The organism is Bradyrhizobium sp. BRP56 (assembly GCF_020194035.1).
In the GTDB taxonomy this organism is placed as follows: Bacteria; Pseudomonadota; Alphaproteobacteria; order Rhizobiales; family Xanthobacteraceae; genus Bradyrhizobium; species Bradyrhizobium australafricanum.
Genome location: NZ_JADYVV010000019.1, coordinates 16,909 through 35,036, shown reverse-complemented (window position 1 = coordinate 35,036; position 18,128 = coordinate 16,909). Strand labels below are relative to the sequence as shown.

The 18,128-nt window shown below is 64.9% G+C and carries 17 protein-coding genes and 1 pseudogene; 15 read left to right on the top strand and 3 right to left on the bottom strand.

Annotation, left to right across the window (positions count from 1 at the left end; translation table 11 throughout):
- Positions 1-34: 34 nt before the first annotated feature.
- Positions 35-364 carry an iron-sulfur cluster insertion protein ErpA gene (erpA, locus tag I6F38_RS15745; protein WP_016846874.1) on the bottom strand — a complete coding sequence of 110 codons (330 nt, stop codon included), beginning with the start codon at positions 362-364 and terminating at the stop codon, positions 35-37.
- Positions 365-502: 138 nt separating this feature from the next.
- Between erpA and I6F38_RS15740 the strand changes: the two genes are divergently transcribed.
- From I6F38_RS15740 to surE, 12 genes and pseudogenes are all read left to right on the top strand, one after another.
- Positions 503-1,711: a deoxyguanosinetriphosphate triphosphohydrolase gene (locus I6F38_RS15740; protein WP_225160980.1), complete on the top strand. Its 1,209-nt coding sequence runs from the start codon at positions 503-505 to the stop codon at positions 1,709-1,711.
- A 9-nt stretch (positions 1,712-1,720) separates the two neighbouring features.
- Positions 1,721-3,517, top strand: a complete 1,797-nt coding sequence (gene argS / locus I6F38_RS15735; protein WP_225160979.1) for an arginine--tRNA ligase — start codon at positions 1,721-1,723, stop codon at positions 3,515-3,517.
- A gap of 118 nt (positions 3,518-3,635) precedes the next feature.
- Complete coding sequence (locus I6F38_RS15730) at positions 3,636-5,108, top strand: SPOR domain-containing protein (protein WP_225160978.1); 1,473 nt, start codon at positions 3,636-3,638, stop codon at positions 5,106-5,108.
- A 46-nt stretch (positions 5,109-5,154) separates the two neighbouring features.
- The gene (gene nagZ / locus I6F38_RS15725) at positions 5,155-6,177 is read left to right on the top strand and encodes a beta-N-acetylhexosaminidase (protein ID WP_225160977.1); all 1,023 of its coding nucleotides are present in this window, start codon (positions 5,155-5,157) and stop codon (positions 6,175-6,177) included.
- A complete protein-coding gene (locus I6F38_RS15720; protein WP_225160976.1) occupies positions 6,174-6,995 on the top strand; it encodes a ScpA family protein in 822 nt (273 codons plus the stop codon). The genes nagZ and I6F38_RS15720 overlap by 4 nt, the downstream gene beginning before the upstream one ends.
- A gap of 22 nt (positions 6,996-7,017) precedes the next feature.
- A pseudogene (gene scpB, locus I6F38_RS15715) lies at positions 7,018-7,827 on the top strand (SMC-Scp complex subunit ScpB); the annotation flags it as partial.
- Positions 7,828-8,064: 237 nt separating this feature from the next.
- Entirely contained in the window at positions 8,065-8,298 is a 234-nt protein-coding gene (locus tag I6F38_RS15710; RefSeq protein WP_016846882.1) for a twin-arginine translocase TatA/TatE family subunit, read from the top strand.
- A 160-nt stretch (positions 8,299-8,458) separates the two neighbouring features.
- Positions 8,459-9,001 carry a Sec-independent protein translocase protein TatB gene (tatB, locus tag I6F38_RS15705; RefSeq protein WP_225160975.1) on the top strand — a complete coding sequence of 181 codons (543 nt, stop codon included), beginning with the start codon at positions 8,459-8,461 and terminating at the stop codon, positions 8,999-9,001.
- Positions 8,998-9,804 carry a twin-arginine translocase subunit TatC gene (tatC, locus tag I6F38_RS15700; protein ID WP_028332134.1) on the top strand — a complete coding sequence of 269 codons (807 nt, stop codon included), beginning with the start codon at positions 8,998-9,000 and terminating at the stop codon, positions 9,802-9,804. Before tatB ends, tatC begins: the two co-directional genes overlap by 4 nt.
- Positions 9,805-10,006: 202 nt before the next feature.
- The gene (serS, locus tag I6F38_RS15695) at positions 10,007-11,338 is read left to right on the top strand and encodes a serine--tRNA ligase (protein ID WP_225160974.1); all 1,332 of its coding nucleotides are present in this window, start codon (positions 10,007-10,009) and stop codon (positions 11,336-11,338) included.
- A gap of 16 nt (positions 11,339-11,354) precedes the next feature.
- Positions 11,355-12,314 carry a hypothetical protein gene (locus tag I6F38_RS15690; RefSeq protein WP_225160973.1) on the top strand — a complete coding sequence of 320 codons (960 nt, stop codon included), beginning with the start codon at positions 11,355-11,357 and terminating at the stop codon, positions 12,312-12,314.
- Between the two features lie 79 nt (positions 12,315-12,393).
- On the top strand, positions 12,394-13,161 hold the full coding sequence (surE, locus tag I6F38_RS15685; protein ID WP_028332131.1) for a 5'/3'-nucleotidase SurE: 768 nt from the start codon (positions 12,394-12,396) through the stop codon (positions 13,159-13,161).
- A gap of 101 nt (positions 13,162-13,262) precedes the next feature.
- On the opposite strand, the gene I6F38_RS15680 is transcribed toward surE, so the two are convergent.
- A complete protein-coding gene (locus I6F38_RS15680; protein ID WP_026192734.1) occupies positions 13,263-13,640 on the bottom strand; it encodes a response regulator in 378 nt (125 codons plus the stop codon).
- A gap of 536 nt (positions 13,641-14,176) precedes the next feature.
- Between I6F38_RS15680 and I6F38_RS15675 the strand changes: the two genes are divergently transcribed.
- Positions 14,177-14,833 (top strand): protein-L-isoaspartate(D-aspartate) O-methyltransferase, encoded by a 657-nt coding sequence (locus tag I6F38_RS15675; protein WP_176936930.1) that lies wholly within the window; start codon positions 14,177-14,179, stop codon positions 14,831-14,833.
- A gap of 110 nt (positions 14,834-14,943) precedes the next feature.
- Complete coding sequence (locus tag I6F38_RS15670; protein WP_225160972.1) at positions 14,944-16,335, top strand: LysM peptidoglycan-binding domain-containing M23 family metallopeptidase; 1,392 nt, start codon at positions 14,944-14,946, stop codon at positions 16,333-16,335.
- 241 nt (positions 16,336-16,576) lie between these two features.
- On the opposite strand, the gene I6F38_RS15665 is transcribed toward I6F38_RS15670, so the two are convergent.
- A complete protein-coding gene (locus I6F38_RS15665; protein WP_057018531.1) occupies positions 16,577-17,560 on the bottom strand; it encodes an ATP-binding protein in 984 nt (327 codons plus the stop codon).
- Positions 17,561-17,750: 190 nt separating this feature from the next.
- On the opposite strand from I6F38_RS15665, the gene yajC reads away from it, so the two are divergent.
- Positions 17,751-18,107 carry a preprotein translocase subunit YajC gene (yajC, locus tag I6F38_RS15660; RefSeq protein ID WP_026192737.1) on the top strand — a complete coding sequence of 119 codons (357 nt, stop codon included), beginning with the start codon at positions 17,751-17,753 and terminating at the stop codon, positions 18,105-18,107.
- Positions 18,108-18,128: the final 21 nt, after the last annotated feature.

Here is an 18,128-nt window from a genome sequence, read left to right as displayed (position 1 = left end):
CTCGCCGGGAGAAACCGCTCGGGATCGCGAAGCGTTAGATCGAGAAGCTGGTGCCGCAGCCGCAGGAGGCGGTGGCGTTCGGATTGACGACGCGGAACGAGGCGCCGATCAGGTCGTCGACGAAGTCGACCTCCGAGCCCGCGAGGAATGGGACCGAGGCGGGATCGATCAGCACCACCGCGCTGTCGCGTTCGATCACGAGGTCGTCATCGGCCTGGGTGCGCTCGACGTCGAACTTGTACTGGAAACCGGAGCAGCCGCCGCCCTCGACCGAAATGCGCAGCTTGGCGCCTTCGCCTTCCTTGCTGAGGATCTGCCCGATCCGGCGGGCGGCCCGTTCGCTGACGGTGATGGCAGCAGTCATGTCGGTCTCCGAAACCCTATTTGAGCATGATCCGATCCGGATCAGGCCCGGCGTCATCCCCAATTCATTTGGTCGGCCGCCTCAGTCATAGTTAAGTGCGTCGGACCATGGAATCAAATGGATAAGGACTAAAATACAGTGTCGGTCGGAATGGCTACCCCCCGCGCGCCTTATGCCTGCGACCCCGATCGCAGCCGCGGCCGGCTGGTCGCGGAGCCGCCGAGCCGGACCCGGAGCCCATTCCGGCGCGACTGCGACCGGGTGATTCATTCCACCGCGTTCCGCCGCCTCAAGCACAAGACCCAGGTCTTCGTCTTCCACGAAGGCGATCACTACCGCACGCGGCTGACCCATTCACTGGAGGTCGCGCAGATCGCCCGGGCGCTGGCCCGCCAGCTCGGGGTCGACGAGGACCTGACCGAGACGCTGGCGCTGGCGCATGACCTCGGCCATCCGCCGTTCGGCCATGCCGGCGAGCGGGCGCTCGACGAATGCCTCAGGGATGACGGCGGCTTCGACCACAATGCGCAGGCGCTGCGGGTCGTCACCTCGCTGGAGCATCGCTACCCCGAATTCGGCGGGCTGAACCTGACCTGGGAATCGCTCGAGGGGATCGTCAAGCACAACGGCCCCCTGACCGAGCGCAACGGCGCACCCGCCGGCCGCTACCTGGAGAGTGGAATCCCGATCGGAATTGCCGACTACAACAAGGGCCACGACCTCGAGCTCTGGAGCTATGCTTCGCTCGAGGCGCAGATCGCGGCCTTTGCCGACGACATTGCCTACGACGCGCACGATATCGATGACGGCCTGCGTGCCGGCCTGTTCGCGGTCGACGACCTCAAGGAGATGCCGCTGACCGCAGAGATCATCGCCGAGATCGACCGCCACTATCCCGGGCTCGACGAGGTCCGGCGCGGCGCCGAACTGGTGCGTGAGCTGATCTCACACTTCATCAGCGCGGTCTTCAACGAGGCGAGCCGGCGCCTCGCGGCCGCGCAGCCGCAATCGGCCCACGACGTGCGTCACCACAATACCCCGCTGATCGCGTTTCCGTCCGAGGTGGCGGAGCAGGAGGCGGCGATCAAGGCGTTCCTGTTCCGGCGGATGTATCGCCACAAGCGGGTGATGCTGGTGATGGGGGAGGCGGAGGAGGTGGTCCGCAACCTGTTCGAGCGCTACCTGCAATCGCCTGAAGACCTGCCGGCGGAATGGATCGAGGGCAGCGTGCAGGAGACCGGGAGCGCTCGGAACAGGCGGATCGGCAATTTCATTGCCGGGATGACCGACCGTTTCGCCCTGATCGAGCACCAAAGGCTTTTTGACTCGACCCCGGATTTGCGTTAGCGCCCTGCCATGGCCGACACCACTGCTTCACCACACCTTTTTGCCGATATGCTGACGCGCGTGCATGCGATCTGTGCCGCTGTCGCAGCCGAGGACAATTGGCCCGCCGGCATCGATCTGTCCCGCGTCGTGGTGGAGCCGCCGCGCGACGCCAGCCATGGCGACATGGCGACCAATGCCGCGATGGTGCTCGCCAAGGATGCCAAGGCCAAGCCGCGCGAGCTCGCCGACAAGATCGCCGAGCGGCTGCGCGCCGATGCGCTGGTGGCCTCGGTCGATGTCGCCGGGCCCGGCTTCATCAACCTGACCTTGAAGCCGCAAGTCTGGGCGGACGCGTTGCGTGCCGTGCTGGCCGCCGGCTCGGCTTACGGGCGCAGCGACATCGGCAAGGCCGAGAAGGTCAATGTCGAATATGTCTCGGCCAACCCGACCGGACCGATGCATGTCGGCCATTGCCGCGGCGCCGTGTTCGGCGACGCGCTGTGCAGCCTGCTGCAATTCGCGGGCTTCGACGTCTGCCGCGAATATTACATCAACGACGCCGGCGCCCAGGTCGATGTGCTCGCGCGCTCGGCGTTCCTGCGCTACCGCGAGGCGCTGGGCCTGGACATCGGCGCGATCCCGGAAGGGCTCTATCCCGGCGATTACCTCGTGCCGGTCGGCGAGGCGCTCGCCAAAGAATATGGCGAGAAGCTGCTCGATATGCAGGAAGCCGCGTGGCTGCCGATCGTGCGCGACAAGGCGATCGCGATGATGATGGAGATGATCAAGGGCGATCTCGCCGCGCTCAACATCCATCACGACGTGTTCTTCTCCGAGCGCTCGCTGATCACATCAGGCAACAACAAGGTCGCCGAGACGATCGATTTCCTGCGCGCAAAGGGCGACATCTATGAGGGCCGTTTGCCGCCGCCGAAGGGCAAGCCGGTCGAGGACTACGAGGACCGCGAGCAGTCGCTGTTCCGCGCCACCGCCTATGGCGACGACGTCGATCGACCGCTGATCAAGTCGGACGGCTCCTACACCTACTTCGCGTCCGACATCGCCAACCACCGCTACAAGTTCGAGCGTGGCTTCACCAATCTGATCGACGTGTTCGGTGCCGATCACGGCGGCTACATCAAGCGGATGCAGGCGGCGGTGAAGGCGGTGACCGCCGGCAAGGCTGTGCTCGACGTCAAGATCGTCCAGCTCGTGAAGCTGCTGCGCGACGGCGAGCCGGTGAAGATGTCGAAGCGGTCCGGCGAATTCGTCACGCTGCGCGAGGTGGTCGACGAGGTCGGCTCGGACGCTGTCCGATTCATGATGCTGTTCCGCAAGAACGACGCGGTGCTCGATTTCGACCTCGCCAAGGTGATCGAGCAGTCAAAGGACAACGCGGTCTTCTACGTCCAGTACGGCCACGCCCGCGGCCATTCGATCTTCCGCAACGCGCGGGAGGAAGCGGTTCCCGATCTGCCTGAGACCGATGAGGCCCGGCTGGCCTATCTCCGTAATGCTACGGTCGAGCGGCTGACCGACCCGGCCGAACTCGAGCTGCTCAAGCGGCTTGCGCTTTATCCGCGGATGATCGAGGCCGCCGCGGTGGCACATGAGCCGCACCGAATCGCTTTTTATCTCTATGATTTGGCCAGTGAATTTCATGCGCTTTGGACCAAGGGGCGCGATTTGCCCTATTTACGCTTCATTATCAATAATGATGCAGAGATCACGGGGGCGCGACTGGCAATGGTTCAGGGCGTCGTCTCGGTTCTGGCATCGGGCTTAGCTGTTCTAGGCGTCCACGCTCCGACCGAGATGCGGTAGGCAGGGGCATTAGGCCCTCACGAGTGGGGATTTGTGAGGGCATCTGGCAGAGGCCAACTCGTACGGACCGGCTGTGCCGGCGATCTTGGCGCTGTCCCGAAGGGGATGCATGATCACAATGGCTGATCGATATCAGGACCGACATTTTCCCGCCGACACGGCTTCCAAGGCCGACAGCGATCCGCTTGCCGAACTGGCACGGCTGATCGGCCAGACGGATCCCTTCGGCAGCGCGAACAAGCCGCCACCGCGCCCGCTGCAGTCGCGCGCCAACGCGCGGCCGCAACAATACGAGCCGCAGGCCGCGGACGAGGATGCGCCGCCCGCGGGCCCGCCGCCCTGGATGCAACGCGCGCGGCAGGAGGCTGTCGCTCCGCCTCCCGTGCAGAACATCGAAGACGAAGAGCCCGAGCAGGACTACCAGCCGAAGCCGGTGCATCCGTTGCATCGCTACGCGGCTCAGCAGGCGCAGCCCGCGCCTGCGCCCGCGCCGGTGGCGCAATATCGGCCGGTCGAGGCCCCTCGACAGCCGGAGGCTTTTGACGAGGAGCCGCACTATCAGAGTGGCGGTCAGAGTCAGGATCCGTCGCGCTATGACGACGCGCTCTACGGCCAGCTGGAAGCCGGCGAGCAGGACCTGCAGCGCGATCCCGCCTATCCGGACGATCCCTATGCCTATGAGGAGGCCTACGAGGAAGAACCCGAGCCCCGTCGGCGGCGCAGCGGCTTGATTACGGTCGCCGCGGTGCTGGCGCTTGGCGTGTTCGGTGTCGGTGGCGCGTACGCCTACCGGACCTATGTCGGTTCGCCCCGCAGCGGTGAGCCGCCGATCATCAAGGCTGACAACACGCCGACCAAGGTGATCCCGGCCCAGGCCGACGCGCCGGCCAAGACGCCGGACCGGATGGCGACGGGCGACGGCACCGAGAAGATCGTGTCGCGCGAAGAGACGCCGGTCGACGTCAACTCGAAGACCGCCGGACCGCGCGTGGTGTTTCCGCCGCTGAACGCCAATGCGAATCCGCCGCCGCCCGCCAGCGTGCAGACGGCGCAGCCGGCGCCGGCGCCGATCACCGCGAACGGCACGTTGCCGAACAACGAGCCGCGCAAGGTCCGCACGCTTTCGGTCAAGGGCGATACGCCCGATGGCACGCAGGCCACCGCAACCGTGCCGGCGAAACCTCCGGCGGCGGCGAAGCCTCCGGTGTCGCGCGGCAACCCGGCTGCGGCCAATGCCAGCGTCAACTCGCCAATGTCGCTTGTTCCCGGCCAGGCCGAGGCGGCTCCGGCCGCGCCTCCGACCCGGGTCGCGTCAACCTCGGCGGCTCCGGTTGGTGGCGGCGGATATCTGGTCCAGGTGTCCTCGCAGAAGAACGAGGCGGATGCCCAGGCGTCGTACCGGACGCTGCAGGGCAAGTATCGCAACGTGCTCGGTTCGCAGCCCTTGGTGGTGAAGCGCGTCGATCTCGGAGAGAAAGGCGTCTACTACCGCGCCTTTGCCGGCCCGTTCGCGTCCTCGGAAGAGGCGAGCCAGCTGTGCAAGAGCCTGATGTCGGCGGGTGGACCGCAGTGCCTCATCCAAAGAAATTAAAGGCCGTTTCCTTGACCCGTGAGCTGCATACGGCCTAATCGGCCGAATGACGAAGCGCGCATTCATCACGGGCATATCCGGGCTGATCCTCAACGACGCCGAACGCGAATTCATTCGCGCCGAGCGGCCATGGGGCTTCATTCTGTTCAAGCGCAACATCGAGAGTCCTGCCCAAGTGGCGGCTCTTGTTGGGGAACTCCGGTCCGCAGTCGGCGTCGCCGATGCCCCGGTCCTGATCGACCAGGAAGGCGGGCGGGTGCAGCGGCTTGGCCCGCCGCATTGGCCGGCCTATCCGCCGGGCGCGAGCTTTGGGGCGCTCTACGATATCGATCCGAAGCTCGGGCTTGCGGCAGCTCGTCTCAGCTCACGGCTGATTGCGGCCGACCTGACCGACCTCGGAATCACCGTCGATTGCCTGCCTTTGGCCGACGTTCCCGTGGCCGGGGCGGACGCGGTGATCGGCAACCGGGCCTATGGAACCGAGCCGGGCAAGGTCGCGGCGATCGCGCGGGCGGTCACGGACGGGCTGGAACAGGGCGGGGTACTGCCGGTTCTCAAGCATATTCCCGGCCATGGCCGGGCCCCGGCGGACAGCCATTTCCGGCTTCCGACCGTTGATACCGCCAGGGCCGAGCTGGAACGGACCGATTTTGCTGCGTTCCAGCCGCTTGCGGATCTGCCGATGGCCATGACTGCACATGTTGTGTTTAGCGCGCTCGACCCCGTCCATCCGGCGACGACTTCTGCGACAATCATCGAACAGGTGATTCGCGGCCTGATCGGGTTCCAAGGTTTGTTGATGAGTGATGACGTGTCGATGAATGCGCTGGCCGGATCGATTGCCGAGCGGACCCGCGCCATCGTCACCGCCGGTTGCGACATGGTTCTGCACTGCAACGGCAATATTGACGAGATGCGCGAGGTTGCACGCGAAACGCCGGAACTGACCGGCAAGGCGCTTGAGCGCGCCAAGGCGACGCTCGCCGCGCGCAAGCCGCCTCAGCCGCTCGACCGGCAGGCGGCACGGGCTGAACTGGATGCGTTGTTGGATCGGGTAGGGACGGCATGACCGCTGAAATTCTTTCGTTTGATAGCGGGCGGCCGGCCGACCTCGCCGAGGGCGAACCGGCGCTGGTGGTCGACGTCGAGGGCTATGAGGGCCCGCTCGACCTGCTGTTGACGCTGGCACGGCAGCAGAAGGTCGACCTGTCGAAGATCTCGATCCTTGCGCTTGCCGACCAGTATCTTTCCTTCATCGAGGCGGCGCGCAAGATTCGCCTCGAGCTTGCGGCCGACTATCTGGTGATGGCGGCGTGGCTGGCGTTCCTGAAGTCGCGGCTCCTGCTGCCCGAGCCGCCGACCGCGGAGGGGCCGAGCGCCGAGGAAATGGCGACCGCGCTCGCCAACCGGCTGCGCCGCCTGGAGGCGATCCGCGAGGCGGCGAACCGGCTGATGAATCGGCCGCAGTTCCAGCGCGATATCTTTCCGCGCGGCAATCCGGAATCGATCGCCGAGATCAAGCATCCGAAGTTCACCGCGACCTTGTACGACCTGCTGTCGGCCTATGCCACGCAGCGCGCGTCGCGCGTGCTGACCTCGGTGCATCTGGCCAAGCGGACGGTGTGGTCGCTCGCCGAAGCGCGCGCGTCGCTGGAGCGGCTGGTTGGCCTCGCAGAGGAATGGAGCTGCCTCGACGAGTACCTGATGAAGTACGTCGCAGATCCCAAGCAGAAGGCGACGGTGTTCGCCTCGAGCTTCGCGGCCGCCCTCGAACTGGTTCGCGAAGGCGAGATGGAGATCAACCAGAAGCAGGCGTTCGCGCCGATCTATTTCCGAAAGCGTCAAGCGCAAGCCGCAGTGGCGGCGCCGGACCTGTCGGTTGAGTAAGTGGAAGAAGGAGAGCAAGCCCATGGCAAGCTTGGCGGAAGTGCGCAGAGAAGAGCCCGAGGAGGAGGTTTCTCCTATGGATCCGGTGGCGCGTCCTGAGGAATTGCGGCTCCTTGAAGCCCTGTTGTTTGCATCGGCCGAGCCGATCGATCAGGCAACGCTGGCAAAGCGGATGCCTGACGGCGTCGACGTCAAGGCGGCGCTCGCGCAGCTGCAGGCGGAATACGCGCCGCGCGGCGTCAACCTGGTGCGTGTCGCCAACAAGTGGACGTTCCGCACCGCCGGCGATCTGTCGTGGCTGATGACGCGCGAAAGCACCGAAACCCGGAAGCTGTCGCGTGCAGCGATCGAGGTGCTGGCGATCGTTGCCTATCACCAGCCGGTGACTCGCGCCGAGATCGAAGAGATTCGCGGCGTGGTCACGTCAAAGGGTACGATCGACGTGCTGCTCGAGACCGGCTGGATCCGGCCGCGCGGCCGCCGCAAGACGCCGGGCCGTCCGCTCACCTTCGGAACCACCGACGCGTTCCTGTCGCAGTTCAGCCTGGAAGCACTCGGCGACCTGCCAGGGCTCGAGGAGCTGAAGGGCACGGGTCTGCTCGACTCGCGTCTGCCGACCGGATTTTCCGTTCCGTCGCCGTCGGATGACGCGACGCTGCGGGAGGACGAGGAGCCGCTCGAGCCGGGTGATACGCTGGAACTGTTGCTGGCGCCGGCGGTCGAGCCGGAAGCCGAGGAACCGAAGGCCGACGCAGAAACGACTGATGAGGTTGGGACTGCTGAGGCCGAAACGACCGCCCAGGCCGAGCTCCAGGCGGGCGTTACCTCTGAAGCGGATGCGGCCGAACCTGACGCTGGCGAGCCGGAAGACCGCGCCGACCACGCGCGTGATGACACCGACACCGAGGACAAGGGCGAATAAGCCTGAATATTCCCGGTTAAGCCTAGCAATATTACGTAGCCGCGACAGCGATTTGCCGCGGCCGAGGTCCTTGTTTTTGACACCCCGCGGGCCTACCTTCCGGCAAAGTTCAGGCCGGTCCGCCGGCCATTTCTGGAGGGTTGCAGGATGGGTTCGTTGAGCATTTGGCACTGGATCGTCGTGATCGCAGTGGTCCTGCTGCTGTTCGGACGCGGCAAGATTTCTGATCTGATGGGTGACGTCGCCCAAGGCATCAAGGCCTTCAAGAAGGGCATGCAGGACGACGACAAGGTCGCCGAGAAGACCGAGCCCACCAAGTCGATCGATCACAATGCGGCGACGTCGGCCGCGCGCCAGGACGTCGGCAGCAAGGCCGTCTAACGCGCTTGTACTGACGCATATTTCGACGTTTTTTCTTGCGCGAAACGGTGACGCCGTCGCACAGACGCGCTATGGACGCCGATTGAGAAAAGGCGCCGGCAGCCCCAGATCCTGTTGGGAGCGATGGGGCCGATGGCGGCGCGCTTAGGCGGAAGAATTCATGTTCGATATCGGGTGGAGTGAACTGGTCGTCATCGCGGTCGTCGCGCTGATCGCCATCGGCCCGAAAGAACTGCCGGGCGTGCTGCGCATGGTCGGGCAATGGATGGGCAAGGCCCGCAAGATGGCCTCCGAATTCCAGGGCCAGTTCCAGGAAGCCATGCGCGAGGCCGAGATGGCCGACCTCAAGAAGAGCTTTGACGAGGTCAAGGAGGCCGCAACCGGCATCACCAGCGGCAACATCATGACCTCGCTGCAGAAGGACGTCAGCGACGCCCTGCAGATCGACAAGCCGGTCGATGCGCAGGTCGCGTCCGCAATTGATGCACCAGTGACGTCGAGCGACGCACTGGTGACGTCAAGTGACGCACCGGTTACTCCCACGACTCCCGCCGAGCCGACGCCGGAAACCTTCGTCGAGGCCGAGGCGCATGCTGCCGCCAGCGAGCCGCTCGCGATCACCAATGAGGTGAAGGCCGAGCCGACGCCGCAGGACGTGACGCCGGCACAACCCGATGTGCGCAAGGACGCGAGGGCGTCATGAGCGCCGAAGACATCGAGGCCAGCAAGGCCCCCTTGATGGATCACCTGATCGAGCTGCGCTCGCGGCTCATCAAGGCGCTGCTCGGCTTCGGCGTGGCCTTCATCATCTGCTTCTTCTTCGCCAAGCAGATCTACAACGTGCTGGTCTGGCCGTTCGTCTGGATCGCGGGGCCGGAGAATTCGAAGTTCATCTACACCGCGCTGCTGGAATATTTCATCACCCAGCTGAAGCTCGCATTGTTCGGCGCCGGCTTCATCTCGTTTCCGATCGTCGCCACCCAGATCTACAAATTCGTCGCGCCCGGTCTCTACCGGCATGAGCGCAACGCGTTCCTGCCGTATCTGATCGCCACTCCGGTGTTCTTCGTGATGGGCGCGGCGCTGGTCTATTTCGTTGTGCTGCCGATGCTGGTGCGGTTCTCGCTCGGCATGCAGCAGGCCGGCGGCGCGGAGACCGCGCAGATCCAGCTGCTGCCCAAGGTCGGCGAATATCTTTCGCTGATGATGTCGCTGATCTTCGCCTTCGGCATCGCGTTCCAGCTGCCGGTGATTCTGACGCTGCTTGGCCGCATCGGCATCGTCACCTCGAAGATGCTGAAGGAGAAGCGGCGCTACTTCATCGTGATCGCCTTCATCATCGCCGCCGTGCTGACGCCGCCCGACGTGCTGAGCCAGGCCTCGCTCGCGATCCCGCTGCTCGCGCTCTACGAGGGCGCCATCATCGCGGTCCGGATCGTGGAGAAGAAGGCCGCGACCTCGAATGCGTCGTCCGGGGCGCCGTCGGCGACCAATCCGGCCGAATAGGGTGATTTCGCCTCACACTCGGCGTCATACCCCGCGAAAGCGGGGTATCCAGCACGCCGCGGCTTTTCGGTGACGCACCGACGTCTCTGGAATACTGGATCGCCCGCCTTCGCGGGCGATGACAGTTGTGCTAGTTGAGGCACGCCGCAAAACGTTGACATACAACGCTATCTGCCTGAGCGACGTTAGGACCCCGACTGCCATGCACGACATCAAAGCGATCCGCGACAACCCGACAGCCTTCGACGCCGGCCTGAAGCGCCGCGGGTTAGAGGCCCTGTCGCCGTCGCTGCTGGCGATCGACGAGAAGCGGCGGGCGGCGATCCTGGCGTCGGAGCAGGCCCAGGCGCGGCGCAATGCGGCCTCGAAGGAGATCGGCGAGGCCAAGAAGGCAAAGGACGAGGCGCGCGCGGCCAAGCTGATGGCTGAAGTCGCCGAGCTGAAGACCACGATGCCAGAGCTTGAGCTGACGGCGAAGACGGCTGATGAACAGCTGACCAAAGAGCTGTCGTCGATTCCGAACCTGCCGCTCGACGAGGTGCCCGACGGCACCGACGAGCACGGTAACGTTCAGCACCATGTGTACGGCAAGACGCGCGACTACGGCTTTGCGCCGAAGCTGCATGACGATCTCGGCACCGCGCTGGGTGACATGGATTTCGAGGCGGCGGCGAAACTGTCCGGCGCGCGCTTCGTCGTGCTGAAGAAGGGCCTGGCGCGGCTCGAGCGTGCGATCGGGCAGTTCATGCTCGACCTGCACACCGGCGAGCACGGCTATACCGAGATCAATCCGCCGCTGCTGGTGCGCGACGCCGTGATGTTCGGCACCGGCCAGTTGCCGAAATTCGAGGACGACCAGTTCTGGGCGATCAAGGGCGAATTGCTCGCGTCGCCGAATGCCGATCTGCGCAGCGAGCGCCTCGGCCTGATCCCGACCGCCGAGGTCTCGCTGACCAACCTAGCGCGCGAATCCATCCTCGACGAGAAGGAGCTGCCGATGCGGCTCACCGCGCTGACGCCGTGCTTCCGTGCCGAAGCCGGCGCGGCGGGACGCGATACGCGCGGCATGATCCGCCAGCACCAGTTCACAAAGGTGGAACTGGTGTCGATCACGACTCCGGAAGCCAGCAAGGATGAGCTCGAGCGCATGCTGTCCTGCGCCGAGCAGGTTCTGCAAAAGCTCGACCTGCATTATCGCGTGATGACGCTGTGCGCCGGCGACATGGGCTTCTCCGCGCAGAAGACCTACGACATCGAGGTGTGGATGCCGGGGCAGGGCGATGGCGGCGCCTATCGCGAGATTTCGAGCTGCTCGGTATGCGGCGATTTCCAGGCCCGCCGCATGGACGCGCGCTATCGCGGCCCCGACGGCAAGCCGCGTTTCGTGCATACGCTGAATGGCTCCGGCACGGCGGTCGGGCGGGCCTTGATCGCCGTCATGGAGACTTATCAGCAGCAGGATGGTTCGATCGCGGTGCCCGATGTGCTGCAGCCCTATATGGGCGGGCTCAAGGTCATCGAGCACGGCATGTGAGGCGAGGGCCAGTGTGATGCCGCTGCACCGTGACATCCACTGGCTAGGTCGACAATGGGCCGTCACGGGCCACGGTCTGCAGCTGATCAATCAGAAGCAGATGGGCTATTACGACATCGAGGCCGCGCGCCTGTGGGACGCGCGCGTGGCCGAGGTGCAATCGAAGGCCTGGATCGACAGGCCCGACTTCGACAAGGCGCTGGAGATCGCGCGCGGCAAGTTCGCCCAGATGGCGCCGGCCGATCTGCCGCCGTCTGCACCGATTGCGTCGCCGCCACCGCAGGTCCGGGCGACGCCGCCGGCCGCGCCGCGCGCGCCGCTTGACGCGACATCGGTGCCCTCGATCGAGGAGCTGCTGGCCAGGCTGAAATCGAAATCGGCTGCGACGGCACCGGTCGCAAAACCGGGCGAAGCGCTCGCTCCGGTGCCGCCCAAACCCGAACCGCTCAGGGATGAGCCTCGCGCGTTTGAAGCTCCGAAAACCGAGTCGCTCGCGACCGCACCCGCCAAGGCCGATTCCATCACGGCCGATCGCGTCAAGTCCGAGCTCTCCCCATCGGAGCTTCCGAAGCCTCCCAAGCCTGAGCCTCGCCAAACCGCACCAATTGCTCTTGAGCCGGCCAGGCCGGAAGCTCGGAGGGTTCAGCCGCCCAAGGTTGAAGCTCCCAAGGTTGAAGCAAAGCCTGAACCTGCCAAGCCTGAACCTGCCAAGCCTGAACCTGCCAAGCCCGAGCCTCCAAGGTCAGAAGCTGTCGCGTCCCGGGGGCTCGGGGCCGAACTGCGTCAGACCCCACGGGTCAAAGTGCCGGAGGCGCCGCGGCCAACGCCCGTGATCGCGGTTGTTCGGCGGCCGGCCAGAGCAGCTTGGCCGGTGTTCGAGCGCAAGATCGCCGGCAGCGCGCGATTTGTCCGTCCATGGCGCGTGACGTCGGCACGATGGCGCGGGCCATCGCCGGGTTTGCCTCCGCGGCCCTAGCCGGTTAAGACGGCAGTCAACTCAAGAAGCCGCAGCGTAAGATACCCGCGCCGAATCGGAACAAAAGGCACTTTGACGGATGCGAATTCTCTGCACCAATGATGACGGCATCCATGCTCCAGGCCTGCAGGTCGTCGAGCAGATCGCACGCGCATTGTCCGACGACGTCTGGATCGTTGCCCCCGAGCTCGATCAGTCCGGCGTCTCGCATTCGCTGTCGCTCAACGATCCGCTGCGTCTGCGCGAAGTCAGCCCGCGTCACTTCGCGGTGCGCGGCACGCCGACCGATTGCGTCATCATGGGCGCGCGCCACATTCTCGGAGACAAGCTGCCCGATCTCGTGCTGAGCGGCGTCAACAAGGGCCGCAACGTCGCCGAGGACGTGGTCTATTCCGGCACCATCGCCGGCGCGCTCGAAGGCACCATTCTGGGCTTTCCGTCATTCGCGCTGTCGCAGGAATTCTCGATTGAGACGCGCAACGCGCCGCTGTGGGACACCGCGCTGAAATTCGGACCCGACATCATTCGCAAGGTGATCGGCGCCGGCGTCCCCAGAAACACCGTCATCAACGTCAACTTCCCGTCCTGCATGCCCGATGACGTGAAGGGCATCCGGATCACGCGGCAGGGCAAGCGCAATCAGGGGTTCCTGAAGATCGATCGCCGTCACGACGGACGCGGCAATCCATATTTCTGGATCGGCTTCGAGCGCGCGGCGATGATGGATGCGCCGGCCGAAGGCACCGATCTCGCCGCGCTTGCGGCGCGCTACGTCTCGGTCACACCGCTGCGGCTCGATCGCACCGATGAAGCATTTTCGGAAACGCTGATTGATACGCTGAAGTAATCCTCGGGGAATCTGTAGCCCGGATGGAGCGAAGCGAAATCCGGGACCCGTGTTGTGAAGTCCCCGCTTCGCTCCATCCGGACTACGCGCGCAACTTGCCGTTAAACCGGCGCGCCCTTCATCGCGCTGGAGATCACCTGGGCCAGCGTTTCCAGTTGGAAGGGCTTTTGCAGCGCCGGACGGTCGCGGTACTCCGGAGGCAGGCCGGACGAGCCATAGCCGGTCGCGAAGATGAAGGGGCGGTTGCGGGCGTTGATCAGTTCGGCGACCGGGGTGATCACCTTGCCATTGACGTTGACGTCGAGGATCGCGAGGTCGAATTCGGTCGATTGCGCAAGCTTGACCGCTTCGCCGATCTCGCCGGCCTCGGCCGCAACGCTATGGCCGAGTTCCTCCAGCATATCGGCGACCATCATCCGGATCATGACCTCGTCCTCTACGAGGAAAACTGAACAGCCCGCCGGCCGTATCGCTGTCATGATGGAATCCTTGCCCTTCCCTGAATCAGGCTCGCAAATAACATTACAGCGCGCAATGCAAACGTTCGGGAATTGGTCCTTTTCCGGCGCGCCACAGCGTTTTCCGCATCGCGCTGGCGGGCTTTGCTGCGCAAGATTTGCCCAACAGCCAACGAGGTGTGTTGGCCCTACGAGCGCCCTGATCTGCGCCACCCAGACGTTAACTGCGCATCGCCGCCGATTATATGTGAGGGAGCCGGGCCGGCGCCAATGCCAAATCTGGCGATGGTTCCTGGCCGGGAACAAAACGCGACGGGAAATTTTTCCTTAACGCGGTATTTCGGATTTCAATGGCATCTAGTGTCCCGAATCCGAAGTTCGCATCATTTGCCGCACGTTCGGAGCGAACTTCGGATTCGATAAGGACACTAGCAAGCTTATGATTCTAGTGTGCTTTATGAATGCGAAGTTCGTGAAAGTGGCTGCCGCGAAATCGCACGAACTTCGCATTCAGCACACTAGAGGGCAAGATTCCGCGCTGCCGCCCAGAGACGCTGATGAACATGGCCGTGAACCCCGATCCGACCGAGAAGATGATGTTTCAGCTGACCCTGCGGCGGCGTGGGGTGAGCGATCAGGCGGTGCTGCGTACGATGGAGGAGGTGCCGCGCGAGGTCTTCGTCGATCCGCGCGATCGCAACGAGGCCTATCGCGACAGCGCGCTTGCGATCGCCTGTGGGCAGACCATCAGCCAGCCTTTCGTCGTGGCCTACATGACCGAGCAGTTGAAACTGCAGAAGGACCATCGCGTGCTCGAGATCGGCACCGGCTCGGGCTATCAGGCGGCCGTGCTGTCCCGGTTGTGCAAGCAGGTGCTGACCATCGAGCGCTACCGGACGCTGGCCGACGGCGCCCGCAAGCGCCTCGAAAAGCTGGGTTATTACAATATCGAGGTGCTGCTCGGGGACGGCTTCGACGTTCCGGCCGGGGCAGGCGACTTCGACCGCATCATCGTCACCGCGGCGATGGAGCAGATCCCGGAGAAGCTCTTGGAGCGGCTCGAACCCGGCGGCATCCTGATCGCCCCGGTCGGGCCGCATCAGGGTATCCAGACCCTCGTCCGCGTGGTGCGGACCGAGAACGGCTTCGACCGCAAGGAATTGGTCGACGTCCGCTTTGTGCCGGCGTTGCCGGGAATCGCGCGCGAATTGTAAATTTGGCGATTTGCTGCTTGGCACCAACGCCTTATTCGCAGGGTTAAGCGGTTATTTACTCGGTACGTGTTTACTCAAAACAGTCTTTTGTTGCGTACGAGTGAGTAACCATGTCTGGGGTTGTTGAGTTGCTTCGCTCGCGTCGCGTACCGCAGGTTGCGGTGCTGACGCTGATGTCCATGGCTTTTGCCGGTTGCAGCGCCGATATGTCGTCGCGCTTCTCGCAAAACTCCTACTCGCAAAATCCGTTTGCGTTTGATCCGCAGCCAACCGGCACCGTGCAGCAGGCGCCGCCGCCGCGCGAGTTGCCGCAATACGCGCGGCCGCGAACGCAACCGCAGTATTCGCAATACCAGTCACAGCCGTTGCCGGCGCCGGTCGCAGCGGCGCCGCAGTCCTATCCGGTCGCCAACGCCAATGCCGGCGTCTCCGGAGGAGGGCGCGGGGTCTCGTCCTACACGCCGCCGCCCGCGCGTCCGCAGATCGAATCCACCGGCACCGTTCCGCATTCGGTCGCCGCAGCCCCTGCCGGGCACAACGGCACCACCATCATCGTCGGCACCAGCGACACGCTGGAAGTGCTGGCACGCCGCTACAACGTCTCGACCGCCGAGATCCTGCGCGCCAACGGCTACAAGGGACCGCGCGCGCTGTCGCCCGGCCAGCAGCTGGTCATTCCGCGCCCGACGGCGTCGGCCGCGGCGCCAGCAATGGCCGCACCGGCGGCGCGCTCTGTCGCCGTGGCAGCGGCGCCCGCCGGCGTCCACTATGTCAATCGCGGCGACACGCTGCACAGCATCGCGCGTCAGCGCCACATCCCGGTGGCCGAGCTCGCCCGCGCCAACAATCTCGACCAGTCGGCCCGGCTGAGCCTCGGCATGAAGCTCGTGGTGCCCGGCGCCAAGACGGCGATGGCGGCACCCGCGCCCGTTACGCAACCTGTTGCTGCCGCGCCGGTTGCTGCCGTGGCTCCGGCGCCGGCGGTCGCAGCCCCGAAGGTTGTTGCAACCGCGTTGCCGCAGCAGAGCGCGCGGCTGGTCCAGCCGACCGCGACGGTCGAGCAGCCGGCGGCTGCCGCTGAAGCGCCCGTCGTCACCAAGTCGAGCGAGGCCACCGGCGCGTTGCCGACCTTCCGCTGGCCGGTGCGCGGCAAGGTCATCACCGCCTACGGCTCGAAGACCAACGGCAAGGTCAATGACGGCATCAACGTCGCGGTGCCCGAGGGCACGCCGGTGAAAGCGGCCGAAGACGGCGTCGTCGCCTATTCGGGCAATGAGCTGAAGGGCTACGGCAATCTCGTGCTGGTCCGTCATTCCAATGGTTACGTCACCGCCTACGCCCATGCGAGCGAAATCCTGGTGAAGCGCGGCGATACCATCAAGCGCGGTCAGGTGATTGCCAAGTCGGGCCAGTCCGGCGAGGCGGGCTCGCCGCAGCTCCACTTCGAGATCCGCAAGGGATCGTCGCCGGTGGATCCGCTCCAGTTCCTCAACGGCGCGTAAGCTACGCGTCGGGACTTCAAGGGACTTCCAAGTCTCACAACAAAGACAGCGGGGGAGGCGCAAGCCTCCCCCGCTTTGTTTTGACGATTGGAGCGACAATTACTTGCCGCTCGGCCGCGTAGTCCGGATGGAGCGAAGCGAAATCCGGGAGCTCACTCGCGGCGTGCGCCGATCCCGGATTGCGCTGCGCTCCATCCGGGCTACACAGGCGATGACGGGAGGGCTATGCCTCCCATTCCTGTTAATTGCCACTAAGCCGCACGCCGAGCCGGCCTGCGAGCTCCTGCGTGTACTGCCAGGCGACGCGGCCCGAGCGCGAGCCGCGGGTGGTCGACCATTCGAGCGCCTCGCGCTCGAGTTCGTCCTCGGCGATCTTGATGCCGTAATGGTCGCAATAGCCCTTCACCATCGCGAGGTATTCGTCCTGGCTGCAGCGATGGAAGCCGAGCCAGAGGCCGAAGCGGTCCGACAGCGACACCTTTTCCTCGACCGCTTCGCCGGGATTGATCGCGGTCGAGCGTTCGTTCTCGATCATCTCGCGCGCCAGCAGATGCCGCCGGTTCGAGGTCGCATAGAGGATGACGTTGTCGGGGCGCCCCTCGATGCCGCCTTCCAGCACGGCCTTCAGCGACTTGTATGAGGCATCGTTGCCGTCGAACGAGAGGTCGTCGCAGAACACGATGAAGCGGAAGGAGGAGCTGCGCAGCAGCTCCATCAGGCCGGGCAGGCTCTCGATGTCCTCGCGGTGGATCTCGATCAGCTTCAGCCGGTCGGCCGGCTTGCGGTCGAGATTGATGCTGGCATGGGTGGCCTTGACCAGCGACGACTTGCCCATGCCGCGGGCGCCCCAGAGCAGCGCATTGTTGGCGGGCAGGCCGTCGGCGAAGCGCTCGGTGTTCTCCATCAGGATATCGCGCATCCGGTCGACGCCCTTGAGCAGGCCGATCTCGACGCGGCTGACGCGCGGCACCGGGGCGAGGCGCCCGTCCGGATGCCAGACGAAGGCGTCCGCGGCGCCGAAGCTCTCGGCCGGATCGAGGGCCGGGGAGGCGTCCGCGAGGCGGCTGGCGATGACTTCCAGGGCGTTCGCGATCCGCTCGGCCGCTGCGCCGTCGAGCGCCGTTACCGGGCGTTTTGTCGCGGCGTTTTCAGCGCGCTTGGCGGCAGCCTTGGGGGTGGTTTTGCGGGTTGTTTTACTGGTCGTTTTCTTGGCTTTTTTCGGCATTTGTCCAGTTCCTGACGGCGCAGCCTTAACGGGCTGGCGGCGGTCCCGCAAGCGCCCTAAATGAAGGTCCGTTAACGTTGCAATTGGGACCGCGGCCGCTATAGTCCGCGCGAATTTGTCCGGACCGCCATACCGCCCCGAATCCGAGGGCGCTGCCGGTTCTTTCCCGTCTTATCCGAGGATCGTCCGAATGCTGATTACTCCTGCGTTTGCCCAGGCTGGAGCGACTGGTGACACCAACAGCATGTTGATGTCGCTGCTGCCATTCGCGCTGATCTTCGTCATCATGTACTTCCTGATTCTGCGCCCGCAGCAGAAGAAGGTGCGCGACCATGCGGACCTCGTGAAGAACATCCGCCGCGGCGACACCGTGGTGACCTCGGGCGGCCTCGTCGGCAAGGTGACCAAGGTGGTCGACGACGACCAGATCGAGTTCGAGATTTCGGACGGCGTTCGCGTGCGCCAGATGCGCCAGATGATCTCGGGTGTGCGTACCAAGGGTGAGCCGGCGAAGGGCGACGCCAAGGACGAGGCGTCCGCGAGCTGATTGCCGCGGCGCCTTTTTGGA

What these genes read in the sequence shown, in the direction of transcription:
- yajC (WP_026192737.1), top strand. Translation starts at nt 17,751, where the DNA reads ATGCTGATTACTCCTGCGTTTGCCCAGGCTGGAGCGACTGGTGACACC.
- serS (WP_225160974.1), top strand. Translation starts at nt 10,007, where the DNA reads ATGCACGACATCAAAGCGATCCGCGACAACCCGACAGCCTTCGACGCC.
- I6F38_RS15675 (WP_176936930.1), top strand. Translation starts at nt 14,177, where the DNA reads ATGAACATGGCCGTGAACCCCGATCCGACCGAGAAGATGATGTTTCAG.
- I6F38_RS15720 (WP_225160976.1), top strand. Translation starts at nt 6,174, where the DNA reads ATGACCGCTGAAATTCTTTCGTTTGATAGCGGGCGGCCGGCCGACCTC.
- I6F38_RS15665 (WP_057018531.1), bottom strand. Translation starts at nt 17,560, where the DNA reads ATGCCGAAAAAAGCCAAGAAAACGACCAGTAAAACAACCCGCAAAACC.
- argS (WP_225160979.1), top strand. Translation starts at nt 1,721, where the DNA reads ATGGCCGACACCACTGCTTCACCACACCTTTTTGCCGATATGCTGACG.
- tatC (WP_028332134.1), top strand. Translation starts at nt 8,998, where the DNA reads ATGAGCGCCGAAGACATCGAGGCCAGCAAGGCCCCCTTGATGGATCAC.
- I6F38_RS15680 (WP_026192734.1), bottom strand. Translation starts at nt 13,640, where the DNA reads ATGACAGCGATACGGCCGGCGGGCTGTTCAGTTTTCCTCGTAGAGGAC.
- nagZ (WP_225160977.1), top strand. Translation starts at nt 5,155, where the DNA reads ATGACGAAGCGCGCATTCATCACGGGCATATCCGGGCTGATCCTCAAC.
- I6F38_RS15710 (WP_016846882.1), top strand. Translation starts at nt 8,065, where the DNA reads ATGGGTTCGTTGAGCATTTGGCACTGGATCGTCGTGATCGCAGTGGTC.
- I6F38_RS15690 (WP_225160973.1), top strand. Translation starts at nt 11,355, where the DNA reads ATGCCGCTGCACCGTGACATCCACTGGCTAGGTCGACAATGGGCCGTC.
- surE (WP_028332131.1), top strand. Translation starts at nt 12,394, where the DNA reads ATGCGAATTCTCTGCACCAATGATGACGGCATCCATGCTCCAGGCCTG.
- I6F38_RS15730 (WP_225160978.1), top strand. Translation starts at nt 3,636, where the DNA reads ATGGCTGATCGATATCAGGACCGACATTTTCCCGCCGACACGGCTTCC.
- tatB (WP_225160975.1), top strand. Translation starts at nt 8,459, where the DNA reads ATGTTCGATATCGGGTGGAGTGAACTGGTCGTCATCGCGGTCGTCGCG.
- erpA (WP_016846874.1), bottom strand. Translation starts at nt 364, where the DNA reads ATGACTGCTGCCATCACCGTCAGCGAACGGGCCGCCCGCCGGATCGGG.
- I6F38_RS15670 (WP_225160972.1), top strand. Translation starts at nt 14,944, where the DNA reads ATGTCTGGGGTTGTTGAGTTGCTTCGCTCGCGTCGCGTACCGCAGGTT.